This window comes from Conchiformibius kuhniae DSM 17694 (assembly GCF_000428785.1).
GTDB classification, from domain to species: Bacteria; Pseudomonadota; Gammaproteobacteria; order Burkholderiales; family Neisseriaceae; genus Conchiformibius; species Conchiformibius kuhniae.
The window spans coordinates 1-17,569 of the sequence record NZ_AUAP01000029.1 but is presented as its reverse complement, the minus strand read 5'-3'; the positions used below and the strand labels follow the sequence as shown (position 1 = coordinate 17,569).

The window sequence follows — 17,569 nt, the reverse complement described above, 5'->3', positions numbered from 1 at the left end:
GGTGTGCCATCATTTAAATTTTTATACTGAAAATCAGCATTATACAAAAACGCCGTCATGCCCGTACGGGCGTAAAGCCACTGCCCGATGTTTGGCAAGCAAGCGTAGCTTGGGTTTTCACTTCGTTTCAACCCAACATTTTTCCGAAAATTTATGGATTTTTTTGGGTTTGCGCTTCGCTCCAAGCCAAGCTACACCCTTCCCGCCTGCGCGGGCATGACGGTGCCGTGTTTTTTCAGTCAATTGATGACACGCCTAGCGGCAGATTGCCCAAACGGCTCAAAACGGACAGCCACCGCCGCGCCCGTAAGCAATCAGGAAAACCATCATGCTTCCGACCGAGATTTAATAAGGTGTTCGTGATGGAAGAGCGCAATCTACAGTACCGTAAGCCTCACAGTTTGTCGCACTGGCTCGGCAATTTTGCATGGACTGATTTCTTGCACGCCATTTGCTGCTTTTATGAACACCGGGAAAAACCCTTTGCACCGTTGGAGACAGTGTACCCTTTGTCAGAGCAAAGCAGCCGTTCTGATAATTAAAAAGTACATTGCAGGTAGTTAATCCTTGTTGGCGACAACGAGTAATTGCAGCATGCTCAGCCATTTCCATAGAAGGGTAGTCGTTCGCACGAAAAATAGTAGTTGGTTCATTATGTCGCCATCCTTGTACAACCACACCATAGCGGGAATAGTAGGTTACTGCAGCCGGTGCTGGGGAAGGAGACATATGCATTCTGTGCGCATGGTCTCTGTGCATGGCTTCGTTTTGCATACAGGCAGCAAAGCCGGGGTCTTGAGGGTTGTTGCATGCCGATGCCAGCACGGGCATCATCAGCAGGGCGGCAATCAGATATGACGGTTTGTTTATCATGATTTGTCCTTTGGAAAGTGGGTTGGAAAAGGCGTGCTTCATGCGCCATTATAGCCGATGGCTGGTGTTGGCGGGGGGATTATTTAAATTTTCCTACTGAAAATCAGTGCAATAAAAAACACCGTCATGCCCGCACGGGCGGGAAGCCAATGCCCGATATTTGGCAAGCCATGTTTTATCAAGGTTTGTCGTGCTTTGGCTCGGATTTCCGCATTCGCGGGCATGACGGTGCGGGGTTTTCAGGGTTTTCCGGCTAATTGATGACGCGCTTTAGTCCTGACACGTCATCAGCCAATACACATAACGGCTGACCCCTTCGTCCACGTCCAAAAACGGCGCGGTATAGCCCGCCGCCCGCAGCTTGCCGATGTCCGCTTCGGTGAAACTCTGGTATTTTCCTTTCAATTCATCGGGAAACGGCTTGTAGCGTATCAGCTCCTGCGCCACCAGCTCTTCCAAACGCAATGCGGGCAAGCCCTCTGCCACACGGCAGGCATTGACGGTTGCCGCCGCCAAGTCGTTAAACGTTTGGCTTTGCCCCGTTCCCAAGTTGTAAATGCCCGATTGTTCGCTGTGGTCGAAAAAATACAGGTTCACTTCCGCCACGTCTTCCACGCTGACAAAATCGCGCTGCTGCATGCCGTCCGCATAGCCGTCCCAGCCGCCGAACAGTTCCACATGCCCGCAGTTGCGGTATTGGTGGAAGTGGTGGAACGCCACCGATGCCATGCGTCCTTTGTGCTGCTCGCGTGCGCCGTACACGTTGAAATAGCGCAAGCCGACAATTTGGGCGCGCACGCCCGCTTCCAAACGGCGCGACACAATCCTGTCGAACAGGCATTTGGAATAGCCGTAGATGTTGAGCGGGCATTCGTATTCGGGCTCTTCGCGGAAGGCTTCGCCTTTGCCGTACACGGCGGCGCTGGAGGCGTAAATCAGGGCGATGCCTTCGTCCTGACACCAGTCGAGTATGTCCAGCGAGTATTGGTAGTTGTTGTCCATCATGTACACGCCGTCGTGGTTCATGGTGTCGGAACACGCGCCCTGATGGAAGACGGCGCGGACATCGCGCCATGGGAAGCAGTGTCCGCGTATTTGGCGGATAAATTCGTGTTTGTCGAGATAGTGGGCGATGTCGCAATCGCGCAGGTTGCGAAATTTTTCGCTGCGGGCAAGGTTGTCTACGGCGATGATGTCGGTGATGCCGCGCCGGTTGAGGGCGCGGACGATGTTGCTGCCGATGAAGCCGGCCGCGCCGGTTACGATGATGCTCATGTTGCGGTTTCCTTGTTTTTGGTTTTGGGTTTGATGTGTGCGGGGTCTTTGGCGGTATGCGCCGGTGCGTGCCATTATTTCAATTTCTGATGGGAATCAGCCCGGTAAAAAATCCGTCATTCCCGCGCAGGCGGGAAGCCACTGCCCGATGTTTGGCAGGCGGTGTTTTGTCGGGGTTTGTTGTGCTTCGACTCGGCTTCCCGCCCGTGCGGGAATGACAGTGTTTTGTATTATGCTGATTTTCAGTAAAAAAGTTTAATTGATGACACGTCTTAGTCTTCCCGCGACAGGGCGGCGTGCAGTTCGTCAAGGCTGCACACGGCGGTGCCGAGCTTGGAGACGACCACGCCCGCCGCCGCGTTGGCAATGTGCATGGCTTCCGCCCAGCCGCAGCCGGCTGCCAAGCACAGCCCCATCGTGCCGATGACGGTGTCGCCCGCACCCGATACGTCAAACACTTCTTGGGCACGGGTGGATTGGTGGTCGGTTTGCCCTTCGCGGTACAGGCTCATGCCTTCTTCGCTGCGGGTGAGCAGCAGTGCGCCCAAGTCGAGTTCGCGGCGCAGGGCGTGGGCTTTTTGTTCGAGTTCGTCTTCGCCGCACCACGCGCCGACGGCTTCCGCCAGCTCGGTGCGGTTGGGGGTGAGCAGGGCGGCGCCGCGATATTTGCGGTAGTCGCTGCCTTTGGGGTCGATGAGAACGGGTTTGCCCGCCGCCCGTGCGGCTTGAATCATGGCGGCAACGTGGGTCAGGACGCCTTTGCCGTAGTCGGACAAGATGACGGCATCATATTGGGGCATCAGTGCCAAGTATTGTTGGTATACGCGGTTGAGGCTTTCGGTGTCGGGACGGTTTTCAAAGTCCAGACGTATGAGTTGTTGGTGTCGTGCCAATACGCGCATTTTCAGGGTGGTGGCGATGTCGGTGCTGCGGTGCAGGTGGGCATCGACGCCACTGTTTTCCATGAGTTTGTCCAAGATGTCGGCGGCTTCGTCTTCGCCGACCACTGCCAGCAGGGCGGCTTTGCCGCCCAAGGCGGCGATGTTGCGCGCCACGTTGGCGGCTCCGCCGGCGCGGTGGTCGGTTTTGCCGATTTTGGCAACGGGTACGGGCGCTTCGGGTGAGATGCGCGACACTTCGCCGAACCAGTAGCGGTCGAGCATGACGTCGCCCACCACCAAGACTTTGGCGTTTTGCAGGTCTTGGCGGGCGGGAACGCGGGCTTTGGCGGGGGCTTTGGGCGGCGCGGGCGGGGGCGCTTCAGGCGCAGAGGCGGGCATGCTGCGGCGGTGGACGGGCAGAACGGCGTTTTTGCGTTGGGTGAAGGTGGTGCGGCTCACGGTGTTTCTCCTGCTTGAAGGCGGCGGGCTTCGAGAACGGTGCGCCCTTGCCGGTTGCGGACGGTCAGGCGGTTTTGCGTGATGGTGAAGGGGGCGTTGTTCAGGTTTGCCAACACGCGGTGCAGGCGGTTTTCCGCCGCCATCAGGGCTTCATCGCAGGCGCGCAGGGTGGAGGCGGCGGGCGGCAGGGTCAGCCGTCCGTTGCCGGTGCGGTAGCTGCCGAAAATCCGGTTGCAGCCGGCGGTGGCCGTGAAATGGGCTTGGTCGTCAAACGACAGCCGTGCGTGTGCCGTGTCGGCGGGTGTGCCGTCCACCGTCAGCAGCACCCAGTCGCCGTGCAGGGCGGCGGCAGATGGGGCGGTTGTGGCCGCGCAGGCTGCCGCGCACATCAGGCAGAAGGCAAGCGGCAGACGCAACAGGCGGTGTCGGCGGGTCATCGGTGTGTTCATCAATATTCCTTTTTTTCGGTTCAAACCACGCCGGTATCGGCGGGAACATCGGGCGGGGCGCGTTTCCCGTGCCGGTGCGGCGCATGAGTGCGCCCGATGGTGTGGTGGCGGTATGGTAGCAGCTTTGCCGCCGTTTGTAACCGCAAGCGCACGCCCGACCGTCAAGGGTGTGGTTTTTCGGTCGGCAGCCGCATGCGTCAAAATGCCTTTTTCGGTTTGAAACCCCGCCGTTTACAGTGGTAGAATCCGCTTTTGTTCGGGCGGGGCGCAACCCCGTGCGCCGCCAAACCGAACCCCCGCAACACCATAAGGAATTTCGATGAAACGAGCCGCCCTGCTCGCCGCTTTGACACTGTGCCTGTGCGCTTGCGCCGTTACCGACAGCGCTTCACTCAATTCGCAATCTGCCCGCGAATACCGCAGCATCGTTGCCGCCGCCGCACAAAAAGGGCAAATCGACACCCAATCGCCCACCGCACAACGCATTCATGCCGTATTCCGCCGCTTGGTGCCGCACGCCGATGCCGCCAACCGCACCGGCCAGCCCTTCCAATGGGAACTCACCGTCATCCGCAGCAAAGAAATCAACGCATGGGCCATGCCCGGCGGCAAAATGGCAGTGTACACCGGCATGGTCGAACAGCCCGACCTGAACGACGACGAAATCGCCGCCATCATCGGACACGAAATGACCCACGCCCTGCTCGAACACACCAAACACGAAAGCAACCGCAATTTCGGCATCGGCTTGGCGGCGCACATCGGCGGCGGACTGCTGCAGGCAGCCACCGGCGTAGACGGCAACCTCATCAACACCGGCTTGGGCTTGGCAGTGGACTTGGGCGTGGACAAACCCTTCAGCCGCAGCGCCGAACACGAAGCCGACATCGGCGGCATGCGCCTGATGGCACAAGCGGGCTACCACCCCCAAGCTGCCATCAGCCTGTGGCAGAAAATGAATCGGCTGCGCGACAACAACAACACCATCGTCAAAATACTCTCCACCCACCCCACCCACAACGACCGCATCCGCAACCTGCAAAACGAACTGCCCCGCGTACTGCCCCTGTACCGCGCCCCGTAAAATTTTTTCAACCCCAACTTCCTGCTTATATTCGCAAAGGACAAAGCACCATGATTAAACTCCACACCAACTTCGGCGTCATTGCCTTGGAGCTCGACCACGAAAAAGCCCCGCTCACCGCCGCCAATTTCGAACAATACGTCAAAGACGGACACTATGACGGCTGCATCTTCCACCGCGTCATCAAAAACTTCATGATTCAAGGCGGCGGCATGGACAGCGACATGAACGAAAAACCCACCCGACTGCCCATCGAAAACGAAGCGCAAAACGGCCTGAGCAACGACAAATACACCATTGCCATGGCACGCACCCAAAACCCGCACAGCGCCTCCGCCCAGTTTTTCATCAACACCAAAGACAACACCTTCCTGAACCACACCGAGCCGAGCATTCCGGGCTGGGGCTACGCCGTGTTCGGCAAAGTGGTCGAAGGCTTCGACGTGGTGGACGCCATCGAACAAGTCGCCACCAAACGGCACGGCTACCACGATGATGTGCCGGTCGAACCCGTGGTGATTACCAAAGCCGAAATCGTGTAAATTTCAGGCTGCCTGAAACCGATAAAACACTCTATTCCGTCATTCCCGCGCAGGCGGGAATCCATGCTCTGATTTCACAAACATTGGTTTGATTTCAAACTGGATTCCCGCCTGCGCGGAAATGACGGGATTTTCTACATTGCACGGATTTCCAACAAAAATACAAAAAAACACCGCCCGATGTTTCGGACGGTGTTTTTGTTTTTTAAAACTTCGCCTTTCGCGCCAAACGCCATTTGTGCCAATACCCTGCCGCCGTTACCGCCAGCGACAGCAGCAGCTTGAACCCCCAAGACGCATACCAAGGCGCCGCCACCACCAACGCCCCGCCCTTTTGCGACACAATCCCGCGCACCGCAAACCAATCCAAAAACGGCCACCAGCACGCCACCAAACCGCCCGCCAACACCGGCCACAAACGCCCAGCCCAGCCCGTTTTCCACAACAAAAACGCCAGCACCGCCCACACCCCGCTAAACGCGGTAATCAGCAAAACGTATTTCGCCGCCGCCCCCGTCCAGCCGGCAAGAAAATAGGTCAAAACCACCCACACCGCCGCCAACACCGCCATAATCACTTCTTCGGGTTTGCTCAACATCAGCCTAATCCTTATCGTCCTTGTGCATATGAAAGAAATGGAAATATACCTGAAAAACGGCGGCTGTGCTATGATTGGGGCAAACGGAAACGCTGCACGGCACACACGGCAGCAGCAAACAAGCCGCACCGCCACCCATTCCCGTATGCGGACGCCACCCGCGCCACACCGCACGTTTTCCTATTTCACATCAGCGTTTTCCCCATCTGCCTCAACGCACAGGACGGCACATGCCGAAAAGGAACAAGATGAACACTTCCCAACTGCGCCAAAAATTCCTGCAATTTTTTGAATCCAAAGGACACCAAATCGTCCGCTCCTCCCCGCTCGTGCCGCACGACGACCCCACCCTGCTGTTTACCAACGCCGGCATGAACCAGTTTAAAGACGTGTTTCTCGGCTTTGACCAACGCCCCTACACCCGCGCCACCACCGCACAAAAATGCGTCCGCGCCGGCGGCAAACACAACGACTTGGAAAACGTCGGCTACACCGCCCGCCACCACACCTTTTTTGAAATGATGGGCAACTTCAGCTTCGGCGACTATTTCAAACAAGACGCCATCAAATTCGCTTGGGAATTTCTCACCTCCCCCGCGTGGCTGAACCTGCCCGCCGACAAACTGCTCGCCACCGTTTACGCCGAAGACGATGAAGCCTACGCCGTGTGGCGCGATGAAATCGGGCTGCCTGAAAGCCGCATCATCCGCATCGGCGACAACAAAGGCGGCCGTTACGCCTCCGACAACTTCTGGCAAATGGGCGACACCGGCCCGTGCGGGCCCTGCTCGGAAATTTTTTACGACCACGGCGACCACATCTGGGGCGGCCCGCCCGGAAGCCCCGAAGAAGACGGCGACCGTTTTATTGAAATTTGGAACTGCGTGTTTATGCAGTTCAACCGCGATGAAAACGGCACCATGCACCCGCTTCCCAAACCCAGCGTGGACACCGGCATGGGCTTGGAACGCATGGCCGCCGTCATGCAGCATGTGAACAGCAATTATCAGATTGATTTGTTTCAAAACCTGCTCCAAGCCGCCGCCCGCGAAACCGGCGTGCCGTTCAGCCAAGACGTTCCCAGTCTGAAAGTGATTGCCGACCACATCCGCGCCTGCGCCTTTTTGATTGCAGACGGCGTGCTGCCCGCCAACGAAGGGCGCGGCTATGTGTTGCGCCGCATCATCCGCCGCGCCGTGCGGCACGGTTACAAACTCGGTCAAAAACAAGCGTTTTTCTACAAACTCGTTCCCGATTTGGTGCGCGAAATGGGCGATGCCTATCCCGAATTGAAAGAGCAGCAAACCAAAATCATGGAAGCCCTGCGCGGCGAAGAAGTGCGCTTCGGACAGACTTTGGAAACTGGTTTGAAATTGTTTGAAGATGAATTATCAAAAACACAATTTAATCTTTTGTGTCAATATGTTTATGACAAACCTTTCCACAATGAGATTTTGTCCGCATCATCCGTAAAATTAGCGAATAATTCTTGGGAATTAGTATTCAAGCCTAATTCAGATAAAATTAATTCATTTAAATTTAACTATGAAAATTGGAAAAACGCCGAACAATATTTCAAGAATAATCAAAATCAAATTGCAATTGACAAAAGCGTGTTTTCAGATGGCTTAAAAGGTGCGGCTGTTGGAGCTGGTTTGGCATTAGTTGCAAATCTCTTTGGCGTTAAAGTTCCAGTAAGAGCCGGTGCTGCTGTAGGCGCAGCAGTAAGTGCAGGAACTGGATTCAGCGAAAAAGAAGATTTAGAAGAACTACGTGCTAATTTCATTAAATCGTTAGAAAAAGCTATTCCACAGTTAGTAGAGTTTAGCCACAAGCAAAAACCTATTTTAGACGGCGAACACGTGTTCAAACTCTACGACACCTACGGCTTCCCCTACGACCTCACCGCCGACATGGCACGCGAACTGGGCATTGATTTGGACGAAGACGGCTTTAACCGCGAAATGGAAGCCCAACGCGCCCGCGCCCGCGCCGCGCAAAACTTCAAAGCGGACGCGCAAGTCGCCTATCACGGCGCGGACACCGAATTTTGCGGCTACGAACAACGCACTTGCGACAGCGAAATCCTTGCCCTGTATCGGGACGGCACGGCGGTGGACGAACTGCGCGAAGGCGAAAACGGCATCATCGTGCTGGCGCAAACCCCGTTCTACGCGGAAAGCGGCGGACAAGTCGGCGATGTCGGCACGATTGTTGCGGCAAACGGGCGTTTTGACGTGCGCGACACCCAAAAAATCAAGGCGGCGGTACACGGACATTTGGGCGCAGCCGTTTCAGGCAGCCTGAAAATCGGCGACAAAGTGTCCGCGCAAGTGGACGAAAGCGTCCGAGCCGCCACCACCCGCAACCACAGCGTTACCCACCTGATGCACCAAGCCCTGCGCGATGTGTTGGGCAGCCATGTTGAACAAAAAGGTTCTTTTCAAAACAAAGATTTGACCCGTTTTGATATTTCCCACCCCGCCCCCATCAGCGCGGACGAAATCGCCGAAGTGGAACGCCGCGTCAATGCCGCGATTATGGCAAACGTCCCCGTGAAAGTGGAAACCATGCGCCTTGAAGACGCGCAAAAAACGGGCGCGATGATGTTGTTCGGCGAAAAATACGGCGAATTTGTGCGCGTGGTGAAAATGGACGATTTTTCCACCGAGTTGTGCGGCGGCACACATGTGGCGCGGACGGGCGACATCGGCGTATTCAAAATCATCGGCGAAGGCGGCATCGCGGCGGGCGTGCGCCGTGTGGAAGCGGTGTGCGGCGAAGCGGCGTTTGCACGGATTCAACAGCAGGAACAATTGCTTAAATCCATCATCGCCGAAGTAAAGGCGCAAACCGAAAAAGACGTGTTCGCCAAAATCCAAGCGCAGGCGGCGCACACCAAGCAGCTTGAAAAAGCCCTCGCCGCCGCCAAAAGCGAATTGGCGGCACAGGCAGGCGCGAAGTTGTTGGCAAACGCGCAGGAAGTGAAAGGCGCATTGCTGGTGGCGGCGCAGATGGACGCGGACGCTGCCGCTTTACGCAATATCGTCAGCGACTTGTGCGGACAATCCGACCGCGCCGTGGTCTTGCTCGCCGCCGTCAATGAGGGCAAAGTATCCTTGTGCGCGGGAGTGTCCAAGCCTTTGACCAATCAGGTGAAAGCGGGCGACTTGGTGAAATGGGCGGCGGAACAGGTGGGCGGCAAAGGCGGCGGTCGTCCCGACTTGGCACAGGCGGGCGGCAGCGATGCCGCGAAACTGCCCGAAGTGCTGCACCACGCCCACACTTGGCTTGCCGACAAACTGTAACGCACAACCGTCCCGCCCCAAGGCGGGGCGGCGCAATCGGACACACCGCCATGACCGACCTTTCCCCCTTTGTGAACCGCTTGGGCAAAAACCTCAAGCACCGCCTCAAATGGGCAAAACGCCTGAATCTGGAAGCGTGGCGCACCTACGACCGCGACGTGCCGCAATTTCCTTTTGCCATCGATGTTTACGGCGAGCATATCCACCTACAGGAATACGATACCGGCTGGCTGCTGCCCCCGTCCGACTACCGCCGTTGGCTGGAAGACGTGCTTGCCGCCGTGCAATTCGTCTACGGTTTACCCAAAGAAAACATACACCTGAAACAAAGAACACGGCAAAAAGGCTTACAGCAATACGAAAAAACCGGCAGCACCGGCAGCGACTTCGTCATCAGCGAACACGGGCGCAAATTTTGGGTCAATCTCGACAAATATCTGGACACGGGGCTGTTCCTCGACCACCGCAACACCCGCCAACGGGTTGGCGACATCGCACAGGGCAAACGCTTTCTCAACCTGTTTGCCTACACCGGCAGCTTCAGCGTGTACGCCGCCACAGGCGGGGCGCAATCCAGCGAAACCGTCGATTTGTCCAACACCTACCTTGATTGGGCGCAACGCAACTTCGCCCTGAACGGCATCACGGGCGCACAACACCAAATCATTCGCGCCGACGTCCGCCAATACCTGCGCCAAGCCATCGCCGCCAAAAAACAATTCGACCTGATTGTGCTTGACCCGCCCAGCTTTTCCAACAGCAAAAAAATGCAAGACATTTTGGACATTCAGCGCGACCACGCCGCACTGGTGCGCGACTGCATGAAGCTGCTGACCAACAACGGAACACTGTTTTTCTCCAACAACTTACGCAGCTTCAGCCTGTCGGCGGAACTGACGGAGGATTTTGCCGTGCGCGACCTGTCCAAACAGTCCGTACCCGATGATTTCCGCAACAAAAAAATCCACCAATGCTTTGAAATCAAACACATCGAAACATTTTCCACCACACCTTGAAGAGGACTGAATCATGCTGAATACCGACAACACCGTGGCTTTGGTCGTGGACATTCAGGAGCGTTTGCTGCCCGTTTTGCACGAAAGCGGCGATTTTGTTGCCAACTCGGTCAAACTGCTGACCGGCTTGCGGGCTTTGGACGTACCCGTGCTGATTACCGAACAATATCCGAAAGGCTTGGGCGTAACCGCCGCAGATGTCAAAACCGCAGCAGGCGATGCCCCCGTTTTTGAAAAAACGCGCTTTTCTGCCTATACTGACGAAGTGGCGGCAGCCATTAAGGCACATCATGCGGAAAACATCGTACTGCTCGGCTGCGAAACCCATATTTGCGTGTTGCAAACGGTTTTGGCTTTACAGTTGTGGGGTCTGAACGTGTATCTGCCGCAGGAATGCGTGGCGTCGCGCACCCCCGCCAACAAGAAAAACGGTTTGCGCCAATGCCTTGCGGCAGGAGCGGTGGTGAGCAACATCGAAAGCGTGCTGTTCCAACTGCTTCGGGACGCGAAGCACCCCGCATTTAAAACCATTTCCAAACTGATTGTTTGAACTTGGGGCGTGTCATCAATCAACCAAAAAACACCGAGCCGTCATGCCCGCGAATGCGGGAATCCACTGCCTGATGCTTGGCAAGCGATGTTTTATCAACGTTTGTCGCGCTTCGACCCGGATTCCTGCGGCGCGGGCATGACGGTGCTGCGTTTTTTCGGCTAATTGACGACACACCCAAGCATTTTTCCGGAAAAGCGGCATGGGGAGCGGTTTGGGCTATAATGCCCGTTTTATTCCGACCCAAACCCCATGCTGGATAATTTGCAAACCGTTGCCGTGATTTTGCTGCCGATGTTTGTCGGCTTTTGTTTTCGCCTGCCCGCACCTGCGCTGCGCCTGACCGACCACTTGCTCAATGTGTGCGTGTATTTGATTTTGCTGCTGATTGGCATGGGGTTGGCACAGGTGGAGAATTTGGGGCGGGAATTGGGCGGCATCGCGTTTTACGCGCTGTTGCTGTTTGCGCTGCTGACGGGCTGCAATTTGGCGGCCATGCGCTGGTTCGACCGCCGTTTTGCGTGGCAGCCCGCTTCGGCTGCCGCCGCACCGCATCAGGTGTCGTTTGCCAACGGTTTGAAGCAGTTGGCAACGGTGCTGTTGGGGCTGGTTTTGGGCTTGTTGCTGCCGGCGGCGTGGCTGCCGCATCAAGATATCGGGCATTATACCCTGATGGCAATGATTTTTCTGGTGGGGCTGCAATTGCGCGGCGGCGGAATTCCGTTGCGGCAGATTCTGCTGAACCGGCGCGGCTTGCAGTTGAGCGTGGTGTTCATGCTTTCGTGCGCGGCAGCGGGGCTGCTGTTTGCGCTGTGCGTGCCGAAAGTTTCGGTGTGGCAAGGGCTTGCCCTGTCTTCGGGCTACGGTTGGTATTCGCTCTCGGGCATGCTGATGGCACAAAGCTACGGTGCGGCGTGGGGCAGTGTGGCGTTGTTGAACGATTTGCTGCGCGAGCTGTTTGCGCTGGCGGTGATTCCCGTGCTGATGCGGCGGACGGCGTACAGCGCGGTGGGCATCGGCGGGGCAACCAGCATGGATTTTGCTTTGCCGGTGATTCAGCACGCGGGCGGTTTGGCGGTTGTGCCGGTGGCGGTGAGTTTTGGTTTTGTGGTCAATCTTGCCGCGCCCTTGATGATGGTGCTGTTCGGCAGCATGGGCTAAGGCGTGTCATCAATTAAATTTTTATACTGAAATTCAGTGCAATATAAAAAATCCGTCATTCCCGCGAATGCGGGAATCCACCTCCCGATGCTTGGCAAGCCGTGTTTTATCAAGGTTGCTCGTGCTTCGACTTGGATTTCCGCCTGCGCGGGCATGACGGCGTTGCTTTCATGATGACAATCCCTCAAACCGCAAAAATCCCCGAACCGAAGTTCGGGGATTGCTTTCGGGCGCATCACCACACGCCCGCAACATCAATGCCAATTAATGCTTTTTCGCGCCAAACGCGCCCAGAAAATCGCCTACGGTATCGGCATTGTCTTTGGTTTTGTAGAACACGCCCGCCAGTTCCGCCGCGTCCTTACCGAAAAACGCCCCGTCAATCACCTGCCCGCCCTGCTGCTGCTTGAAGCGGTTGCCATCAATTTTCACGTTGGCAAATTGCACGGGCGTTGTCCACTCGTTAAACACAAGGTTGCCGTCCAGCTTTTTCTCGGCAAAATTCACCGTAAATTCCGATGTGCCCTGCAAATCATTGCCACCTTTCAACTGCACCACCATCGCACCGCCCAAATAGCGGACGGGCGTGGCGGCGGTGGGCATGGCAGATGCGGGGGTCATGTCGCCCTGCGCGAACAGATAAGCATGTCCGCCCTCCGCCCTCATGCCATAACGGCTGTGCTTCATGTGGTCGCTGACCATGCCTTCACTGCCTTTGGCACGCCATTCGACAAAATAGTCGTTGGTGCGGGTTTGCGCCCCTTTCGGCGGGGTCAGTGCCAGTTTTTTGCCGTCCACCGACAGAACCGTCAAATTGTCATTGGCTACGGTTAAGGCTCGGGATTTGAATGTGGCGGATTGCGCTTCCGCGCCGCCGACAACGACTCCGCCGACTTTGCCGGCTATGTCGTCTGAAGAACTACACGCTGCCAGCAAAAACGCGGCCGCAACGGCAGTCAGGATTGGATTGGATTGGATTGGATTGGATTGGATTGGATTGGCGTTTCATGACACGCTCCTGAAAGTGGGTGAAAAAATCAAAACCTGAAACTACATGTTAGCGCATTCGGGCGCAAATGTAAAGCATTCATTCGAAAGATTTTGACTCGCTGCGGAAAGTGTGCCAAACACAAACATTGAGCCATTCACAAATCGCTTCGGCGGATTTGTGCTGCTGACCGCTTTACCGCACGGTTCACTTCACCGGCACTGCGGACACGTCTGCCCTGATTTCATTTGCTTAGGGCGTGTCATCAATTATAGTTGAAATGATTTATTTTTCATACAAGGCGGCGAGCCGCAGACAGTATGGATAATACGGCAAGGCGAGCCAACGCCGTATGGAAAATAAAGCATTTTAACTATAGCCGAAAAAACGCCGCGCCGGCAGGAAGCCGAGCCGAAGCACGACAAGCCTTGGCAAAACACCGCTTGCCAAAAATCGGGCAACGGATTCCCGCATGCGCGGGCATGACGGCACATTTTTTATCGGGCTTTGTCGGCATTTTGGAAACACCCGCACCCGCCCGCAGCGACAAACAATTTGTCGCCCCTTTTGATTTCCGTTAAGATTTACGGTTTGTTGTTTGCCGTATTCCGAAGCAGGAAAAAGCCATGTTCCAATTCTTTCCACAACAGACCAATCCCCTGCGCCGCGCTGTTACCGCCGCTTTCCGCCGCGATGAAGCCCAGTGCGTTGCCGATGCGTTCGGACGGCTGGACATTCCCCCCGCCCAGCGCGATGCGGCAGACGAAACGGCGCGGGAATTGGCTGCCAAAGCCCGTTGCCGCGACACGCACGGCGCACGGGCTTTGTTGGAAACATGGTCGCCGCTCCATGCCGAAGGACGCGCCCTGATGTGTTTGACCGAAGCCTTGCCGCGCATTGCCGATGCCCCGTCCCGCCACGCCCTGCTGCAAGACGCGCTCGCACAGGGCGATTGGGACAAAATCCTGCGCCACACCGAAGACCCGCCCGTTTCTTGGCTGCACAGGCTCACCGGCAAAGCCGGCGCCGCCGACCACGATGCCGCTCTGCGCGACCCGCACCGGCGCATGCAAAAAGCCGAACAAACCGTCCGCATGCTCGCCGCGCATTTTGTTGCGGGCAGCAGCATCGAAGAAGCGGCGAAAAAATACAAAAAACGCGAAAAATCCGGTTATTGTTTTTCTTTCGCCCTGCCCTGCACCACCGCTTTGAGCGAAGCCGAAGCCCAAGCCCATTACCAGAGCTATACCGATGCGCTGCACACGGTCGGCGCACTCACGCGGCGCACGGGCGTGTACACGGGACACGGTTTGTCGGTGCGTTTGTCGTCCTTATGCCCGTTTTACCGCCACATCTGCCTGCCGCAGGTGCAGGACTATCTGCTGCCCAAGCTCAAATCGCTGCTGCTGCTTGCCAAAGAGTACCAAATTCCCGTGTGTTTTGAAGGCGAAGACAGCGCCACTTTGGAGCTGGGCGTGTCGCTGGTGGCGGAATTGGCGGGCGAAACGGTGTTGGCGGGCTATCACGGCATCGGTTTGACGGTGCAGGCTTATCAAAAACGTGCTCCCGCCGTTATCGAGCTGCTTGCCGATACCGCCCGCAAACACCGCACCCGTCTGATGGTGCGTTTGGTCAAGGGCGGGCATTGGGAGCAGGAAATCCGCAACGCGCAAAATGCGGGCTTGAACGGTTATCCCGTCTATACCCGCAAAACCCACACCGATTTGGCGTATTTGGCGTGCGCCCAAATGCTGTTGGAAGCCGATGACGCGCTTTATCCGCAGTTTGCCACGCACAATCCCGACACGGTTGCCGCGATTTACCACATGGGCAAGGAGCGGGAATTTGAGTTTCAATGCCAGTTTGGGGCGGGCGAGAGCCTGTTTGACCACATTGCCGGCGAAAAAAAATGGGGTTTGCGCTGCCGTGTGTATCTGCCGGTGGGCGAAACGGCGGCGTGGTCGCCCTACATCGTGCGGCGTATGCGCGACCGTTTTACGCTGAAGCTCACCGACACGCTGCCCGAAACCGAAGAAACGGCAGACGGCATCCGTTCGCCGCGCAATCCTTTGGACGCTGCGGTGTCCACGCAGGGCAAAACCCACCCCGCGCTGCCTTTGCCGCGCTATTTGTACGGTGCCAACCGTTTGAACGCCATCGGCATCGATTTCAGTGATGATTTGGTGCTGAACCGTTTGCAGGAGCTGATGAACATTGCCAGCGACGACGGGTTTCAGGCAATGCCTCTGACGGTGATGCAAACACCGCGCCACGAGGCGCGTTTCGTGCAAAATCCCGCCAATGCCAATGATGCCATCGGTGCGGTGTCTTACATTCAGGAAGGTGCGGTGCATAATGTGGTCAGTGCCGCCAAAATTGTCGAGCCGCACTGGGCGGCGATGCCGGTGGCGCAACGCGCCGATGCGCTGTGCCGTTTTGCCGACACGCTGGAGAGCTGCCTGCCCGAGCTGTTGAACCTGATTATCCGCGAATCGGGCAAAACCGCCCGCGCCGCTTTGGACGAATTGCGTTTGGCGGCGGATTATTGCCGTTATTACGCCCGCGAAGCGGAAAACGTGTGCGCGGAACGCAAGCCGCTCGGCACGGTGGTGTGCATCAGCCCTTGGCACGCGCCCTTGTCGGCGTTTGTCGGGCAGATTGCGGCGGCACTGGCGGCGGGCAACACGGTGCTGGCAAAGCCCGCCGCGCAAACCACGCTCACCGCCTACCGTGCCGTGAGCATTCTGCACGGCTGCGGCATTCCGCCCGCCGCCTTGCAACTGCTGACCGGCGGCGCAGACATCGGCGCGGCACTGGTGCAAGACCCCCGCATCAACGGCGTCTTGTTTTCCGGCACCACCGCCACCGCCAAACTCATCAACCACACGCTCGGACAACGCGAAGACCTGCCCGCATTCATTGCCGAAAGCGACGGGCAAAGCGTGATGATTGCCGACAGCAGCACCGACATCGACGCGCTGTGTCGGGACGCGCTCGCCGCCGCCTTCGACAGCGCCGGACAACGGCGCGGCGCCCTGCGCCTGTTGTGTGTGCAGGACGACATCGCCGACCAAGTCATCACCCGCCTGTGCGCCGCCGCCGACAACCTGATTATCGGCAACCCCGCCGATGCCGCCGTAACGGTCGGGCCCGTCATCGACCAAGAAGCCCGCGACACCCTTTCTGCCTACATCGACCAAGCCCGCAGCGACGCCGTTTTTGTCCACCAAAGCCCCCTGCCCCCACATCTGGCACGGCACGGCGGCTACATCGCCCCCACCGTCATCGTGCTGGACGGACTTGCCCACTTCCAACGCGAAGTGTTCGGGCCCGTACTGCACGTCTGCCGTTTCCGCGCCGACCGCTTGGGGCAGCTCATCGACCAAATCAACGAAAAAGGCTATGCCCTGCAATGCAGCATCCGCAGCCGCATCAGCAGCCGCATCGACTACATCTGCCACAACATCGAAGCCGGACACCTCCACATCAACCGCACCGAAAGCGATACCGCACCGGGCGTGCGCCCCTTCGGCGGCTACGGACTTTCCGGCACCGGCCCCAAAGCGGGTGCGGACTTCTACCTGCAAAAACTTTCGCAAGGCACATGGCACATACCCGCCCTGCACCGCGAAGCCTTTGCCGACACCCAAGCCCTCAACACCGCCGAAAAACTCATACGCGAAACCGGCTTTCCCCACCCGACCCGCGTCCGGCTCTCCGGCTTGGCAGGCGAAAGCAAAATCCACAACCTGCGCCACGCCCAAGCCCGCTTGGACGGCAGCGTGGGCGAAGAAAACACCCTCACATGGCGCAGCCCCAAACACATCTGGATTAACGGCGGCGACCAAGAACACGCCCTTGCCGCCCTGATACAAATCGCCGCCGCCGGCATGCAGGCAGTGGTTGCCTACGACCACCCCTTGGCGGGCTGGCACACCCGCCTGAACGGCATCTTGCGCGTCAGCAGCCACCCCGAACAGCAAACCTTCGTCAGCCACTTGGTTTCGCTGGATTTGCCCCAGCCGCAAACCAAAATGGACTTGGCGGCGCGAAAAGGCGCGGTGGTACGCGTGATTGACGCACGGCAGGGCTTGGACTTGCTGCAACTGTTTGAAGAAACCGCCCACAGCACCGACACCACCATCGCCGGCTGCAACCCCGAGCTGCTCGCCGCCACCTTCGCCCCCATGCAGGACACCCTGCGCCAAGACTAGGTCGTGTCATTATTTAATTTTTCTAATGAAAATCAGTTGGATATAAAAAATTCCGTCATTCCCGCAAATGCGGGAATCCACTGCCTGATGTTTGGCAAGCAAGCATAGCTTGGGTTGGAACGAAGTGAAAACCCAACATTTTTCCGAAAATTTATGGATTTTGTTGGGTTT

Annotated in this window: 16 protein-coding genes; 8 read left to right on the top strand and 8 right to left on the bottom strand. The window is 57.2% G+C overall.

What is annotated here, in order from left to right; all coding sequences use genetic code 11:
- The 6 genes from G392_RS14090 to G392_RS14315 all read right to left on the bottom strand — a co-directional run.
- Positions 1-185: hypothetical protein (locus tag G392_RS14090; protein WP_211224361.1), on the bottom strand; the 185-nt coding region annotated here is incomplete at its 3' end.
- Between the two features lie 160 nt (positions 186-345).
- Positions 346-873 carry a DUF4189 domain-containing protein gene (locus G392_RS13345; protein ID WP_169718755.1) on the bottom strand — a complete coding sequence of 176 codons (528 nt, stop codon included), beginning with the start codon at positions 871-873 and terminating at the stop codon, positions 346-348.
- 270 nt (positions 874-1,143) lie between these two features.
- Positions 1,144-2,148, bottom strand: coding sequence for an ADP-glyceromanno-heptose 6-epimerase (rfaD, locus tag G392_RS0108500; RefSeq protein WP_027009897.1), 1,005 nt, complete (start codon positions 2,146-2,148; stop codon positions 1,144-1,146).
- Positions 2,149-2,420: 272 nt separating this feature from the next.
- The gene (rfaE1, locus tag G392_RS12560; RefSeq protein ID WP_051255656.1) at positions 2,421-3,488 is read right to left on the bottom strand and encodes a D-glycero-beta-D-manno-heptose-7-phosphate kinase; all 1,068 of its coding nucleotides are present in this window, start codon (positions 3,486-3,488) and stop codon (positions 2,421-2,423) included.
- Entirely contained in the window at positions 3,485-3,937 is a 453-nt protein-coding gene (locus G392_RS0108490; RefSeq protein WP_084165962.1) for an META domain-containing protein, read from the bottom strand. The genes rfaE1 and G392_RS0108490 overlap by 4 nt, the downstream gene beginning before the upstream one ends.
- A gap of 20 nt (positions 3,938-3,957) precedes the next feature.
- Positions 3,958-4,083, bottom strand: a complete 126-nt coding sequence (locus G392_RS14315; RefSeq protein ID WP_281168324.1) for a hypothetical protein — start codon at positions 4,081-4,083, stop codon at positions 3,958-3,960.
- A 173-nt stretch (positions 4,084-4,256) separates the two neighbouring features.
- Here G392_RS14315 and G392_RS0108480 point away from each other — a divergent pair, with 173 nt between their 5' ends.
- Together G392_RS0108480 and G392_RS0108475 are read left to right on the top strand one after the other, a co-directional pair.
- Positions 4,257-5,021 carry a M48 family metallopeptidase gene (locus tag G392_RS0108480; protein ID WP_027009895.1) on the top strand — a complete coding sequence of 255 codons (765 nt, stop codon included), beginning with the start codon at positions 4,257-4,259 and terminating at the stop codon, positions 5,019-5,021.
- A gap of 50 nt (positions 5,022-5,071) precedes the next feature.
- Positions 5,072-5,563: a peptidylprolyl isomerase gene (locus tag G392_RS0108475; protein WP_027009894.1), complete on the top strand. Its 492-nt coding sequence runs from the start codon at positions 5,072-5,074 to the stop codon at positions 5,561-5,563.
- Positions 5,564-5,768: 205 nt separating this feature from the next.
- Here the strand turns inward: G392_RS0108475 and G392_RS0108470 are convergent, their stop codons facing one another.
- A complete protein-coding gene (locus G392_RS0108470; protein ID WP_027009893.1) occupies positions 5,769-6,161 on the bottom strand; it encodes a hypothetical protein in 393 nt (130 codons plus the stop codon).
- 248 nt (positions 6,162-6,409) lie between these two features.
- Between G392_RS0108470 and alaS the strand changes: the two genes are divergently transcribed.
- From alaS to G392_RS0108445, 4 genes are all read left to right on the top strand, one after another.
- Positions 6,410-9,469, top strand: coding sequence for an alanine--tRNA ligase (gene alaS / locus G392_RS0108465; RefSeq protein ID WP_027009892.1), 3,060 nt, complete (start codon positions 6,410-6,412; stop codon positions 9,467-9,469).
- 50 nt (positions 9,470-9,519) lie between these two features.
- The gene (locus G392_RS0108460; protein WP_027009891.1) at positions 9,520-10,485 is read left to right on the top strand and encodes a class I SAM-dependent methyltransferase; all 966 of its coding nucleotides are present in this window, start codon (positions 9,520-9,522) and stop codon (positions 10,483-10,485) included.
- A gap of 13 nt (positions 10,486-10,498) precedes the next feature.
- Entirely contained in the window at positions 10,499-11,035 is a 537-nt protein-coding gene (locus tag G392_RS0108455) for an isochorismatase family protein (RefSeq protein ID WP_034334878.1), read from the top strand.
- Positions 11,036-11,290: 255 nt separating this feature from the next.
- The gene (locus tag G392_RS0108445; protein WP_027009889.1) at positions 11,291-12,196 is read left to right on the top strand and encodes a LysO family transporter; all 906 of its coding nucleotides are present in this window, start codon (positions 11,291-11,293) and stop codon (positions 12,194-12,196) included.
- A 264-nt stretch (positions 12,197-12,460) separates the two neighbouring features.
- Here G392_RS0108445 and G392_RS0108435 read toward each other — a convergent pair whose 3' ends face one another.
- Complete coding sequence (locus G392_RS0108435; protein ID WP_169718754.1) at positions 12,461-13,132, bottom strand: transferrin-binding protein-like solute binding protein; 672 nt, start codon at positions 13,130-13,132, stop codon at positions 12,461-12,463.
- A gap of 480 nt (positions 13,133-13,612) precedes the next feature.
- On the opposite strand from G392_RS0108435, the gene G392_RS14085 reads away from it, so the two are divergent.
- Positions 13,613-13,765 (top strand): hypothetical protein, encoded by a 153-nt coding sequence (locus G392_RS14085; RefSeq protein ID WP_211224360.1) that lies wholly within the window; start codon positions 13,613-13,615, stop codon positions 13,763-13,765.
- Between the two features lie 45 nt (positions 13,766-13,810).
- Entirely contained in the window at positions 13,811-17,398 is a 3,588-nt protein-coding gene (putA, locus tag G392_RS12555; RefSeq protein WP_051255655.1) for a bifunctional proline dehydrogenase/L-glutamate gamma-semialdehyde dehydrogenase PutA, read from the top strand.
- The last annotated feature ends 171 nt before the right edge of the window (positions 17,399-17,569 follow it).